This window comes from Rhizobacter sp. P2_H2 (assembly GCF_056403375.1).
Genome location: NZ_JBFUFP010000747.1, coordinates 1 through 2,744, shown reverse-complemented (window position 1 = coordinate 2,744; position 2,744 = coordinate 1). Strand labels below are relative to the sequence as shown.

Here is a 2,744-nt window from a genome sequence, read left to right as displayed (position 1 = left end):
GACCAGGCCCTTGAAGAACGGCACGTCGCCGAGCACGCGCTGCAGCGGCTGCTGCACGTACTCCGACAGCACCGGGCTGAACACCAGCAGGCCCCACATGCCGTAGACGATCGACGGCACCGCGGCCAGCAGCTCGATCGCGACGCCCAGCGGGCGGCGCAGCCAGTTCGGCGACAGCTCGGTCAGGAACAGCGCGATGCCGAAGCTCACCGGCACCGCGATCAGCAGCGCGATCGCCGAGGTGGCGAGCGTGCCGTAGATCATCACCAGGCCGCCGTATTGATCCTTCACCGGATCCCATTCGCTGCGCCACAGGAAGCTCAGCCCGTACTCGCGGATGGCCGGCGCGGCGCCGATCACCAGCGAGACGATGATGCCGGCGAGCAGCAGCAGCGTGAGGATGGCGGCGCCATGCGCCAGCAGCGAGAAGACCGTGTCGGCCCACGGTGCAGAACGGCGGGCCGAGGGCGGCTGCCCCAGGGGATCGGAGCGTTGCATCTCGTCTTTGTTGTAGTGCGATGCGGGGAGTGTAGCGGCCACGTTTCCTCCATCCAGGCGAGGGCGGCGAGACCCGGAGGTGCTCGCCGCCATGAGTGAGCAGCGGGAATTACTTGACCGCGACGGCCTTGCCCGAAGCGTCCTTGATCTCGCCCCATTGCTTGCGAACCAGCGCCTTCACCGCGTCGGGCAGCGAGACGTATTCGAGGTCGGCGGCCATCTTGTCGCCGTTGGCATAGGCCCAGTCGAAGAACTTCAGCGAGTTGGTGGCCTGCACCGGCTTGTCCTGCGACTTCTGCATCATGATGAAGGTCGCGCCGGTCAGCGGCCAGGCATCCTTGCCGGCCTGCTCGGTCAGCACCTGGTAGAAGGTCTTGCTCCAGTCGGCGCCGGCCGCGGCGGCCTTGAAGTTCACGTCGTCCGGCGACACGAAGTTGCCGTCCTTGTTCTTCAGCTGCACGTACGACATCTTGTTCTGCTTCGCGTAGGCGTACTCGACGTAGCCGATCGAGTTCGGCAGGCGCTGCACGTACGACGAGACGCCTTCGTTGCCCTTGCCGCCCGCGCCGGTCGGCCAGTTGACGGCGGTGCCTTCACCGACCTTGTCCTTCCACTCGGTGTTCACCTTCGACAGGTAGTTCGTGAAGATGAAGCTGGTGCCCGAGCCGTCGGCGCGGCGCACCACCGAGATCGCGGCGTCCGGCAGCGGCACGCCGGGGTTCAGCGCGGCCAGCGACGGGTCGTTCCACTTGGTGACCTTGCCGAGGTAGATGTCGCCGAGCGCCTGGCCGGTCAGCTTGATCTGGCCGGGCTGGATGCCCTTGATGTTGACGACCGGCACGACGCCGCCGATCACGGTGGGGAACTGCACCAGGCCGTCCTTGGCCAGCTCGTCGTCCTTCAGCGGCATGTCGGAGGCGCCGAAGTCGACCGTCTTCGAGCGGATCTGCTTCAGGCCGGCGCCCGAGCCGACCGATTGGTAGTTGATGCGGGCGCCGCTGGCCTTGTTGTAGGCCTCGGCCCACTTGGCGTACAGCGGGGCCGGGAACGTGGCACCGGCGCCGGTGATGTCTTGAGCGAAGGCCATCGACGACACCGCGCTGACAGCCACCAGGGTGGCAACGGACCGGAACGACTTGAGATTCATGGGGCGCACCTTTCAGGTACTGGCTGGAGGAATGCCCGGGACTGTAAAAGTCCTGTGTGACAAGGCGGTGACACCACTGTCATCCAGCTCGGCTCGCCGCCGCGAAATTCGCGCTGACGCCCGGCAAACCGGGTTGTCATGAAGGATTCACGGCCCTGTCACATGGGATCCATATGCTGCCGGCCAGCCATCCCAACCCCTGAAGGACCCCTTCGATGAACAAGAGAACCTGGCTGATCGCCGCCACCTCCGCCCTGACCCTGCTGGCCGCCGGCTGCGCCACCACGCCGGCTCCGAAGACCGTCGCCGAAGTCGCCGCGACGACGCCCGAGCTGTCGACGCTGAACAAGCTGATCGGCGACGCCGGCCTCACCGCCACGCTGAGCGGCCCCGGCCCGTACACCGTGTTCGCGCCGACCAACGACGCCTTCAAGGCCGTGCCGGCGAAGACGATGGAGAACCTGGCCAAGGACAAGACCGCGCTGGTCGCCCTGCTGAACTACCACGTGGTGCCCGGCCAGCTGACCTCGGCCGACATCAAGAACGGCCCGGCCAAGACGCTGCAGGGCGGCAACCTCGCGCTGTCGAAGTCCGGCACGTTCGTGACGGTCGAAGACGCCGTCGTGACGCAGGCCGACCTGAAGGCCAGCAACGGCGTCGTTCAGATCGTCGACCGCGTCTTCATCCCGGCAAAATAAGCCTAGGCGCGCAAGGTGTCCGCCAGGCGTTCGGCGCAGGCCTTGGCCTGCGCTGCATCGCGGGCCTCGACCATCACGCGCACCAGCGGTTCGGTGCCGGACGGGCGGATCAGCAGGCGGCCGTCGTTGCCCAGCTCGCGCTGCACGGCGGCCTGCGTCTCGGCCAGCTTCGGCGCGGACTTCCAGTCCTGCCCGGGCTTCAGCCGCACGTTGATCAACACCTGCGGGAACAGCGTCACCGCCTCGACCAGCTGGGCCAGCGACTTGCCGCTGCGGCTCACCGCCTGCAGCACCTGCAGCGCGCTGACGATGCCGTCGCCGGTGGTGTGCTTGTCGAGCGCCAGCAGGTGGCCCGAGCCCTCGCCGCCCAGCAGCCAGCCGCGTGCGGCCAGCTCTTCGAG

3 protein-coding genes and 1 pseudogene are annotated in these 2,744 nt (G+C 67.4%); 1 reads left to right on the top strand and 3 read right to left on the bottom strand.

Annotation, left to right across the window (positions count from 1 at the left end; all coding sequences use genetic code 11):
* Together AC1D15_RS25670 and pstS are read right to left on the bottom strand one after the other, a co-directional pair.
* Nucleotides 1–498, bottom strand: a 498-nt coding sequence (locus AC1D15_RS25670; RefSeq protein WP_477828214.1) for an ABC transporter permease, incomplete at its 3' end; no start/stop codon positions are given.
* Between the two features lie 109 nt (nucleotides 499–607).
* On the bottom strand, nucleotides 608–1,645 hold the full coding sequence (pstS, locus tag AC1D15_RS25665; RefSeq protein ID WP_047511532.1) for a phosphate ABC transporter substrate-binding protein PstS: 1,038 nt from the start codon (nucleotides 1,643–1,645) through the stop codon (nucleotides 608–610).
* A gap of 215 nt (nucleotides 1,646–1,860) precedes the next feature.
* On the opposite strand from pstS, the gene AC1D15_RS25660 reads away from it, so the two are divergent.
* Nucleotides 1,861–2,343, top strand: coding sequence for a fasciclin domain-containing protein (locus AC1D15_RS25660; protein ID WP_477828213.1), 483 nt, complete (start codon nucleotides 1,861–1,863; stop codon nucleotides 2,341–2,343).
* 2 nt (nucleotides 2,344–2,345) lie between these two features.
* Here AC1D15_RS25660 and glmM read toward each other — a convergent pair.
* Nucleotides 2,346–2,744 (bottom strand): annotated as a pseudogene (gene glmM / locus AC1D15_RS25655) (phosphoglucosamine mutase); the annotation flags it as partial.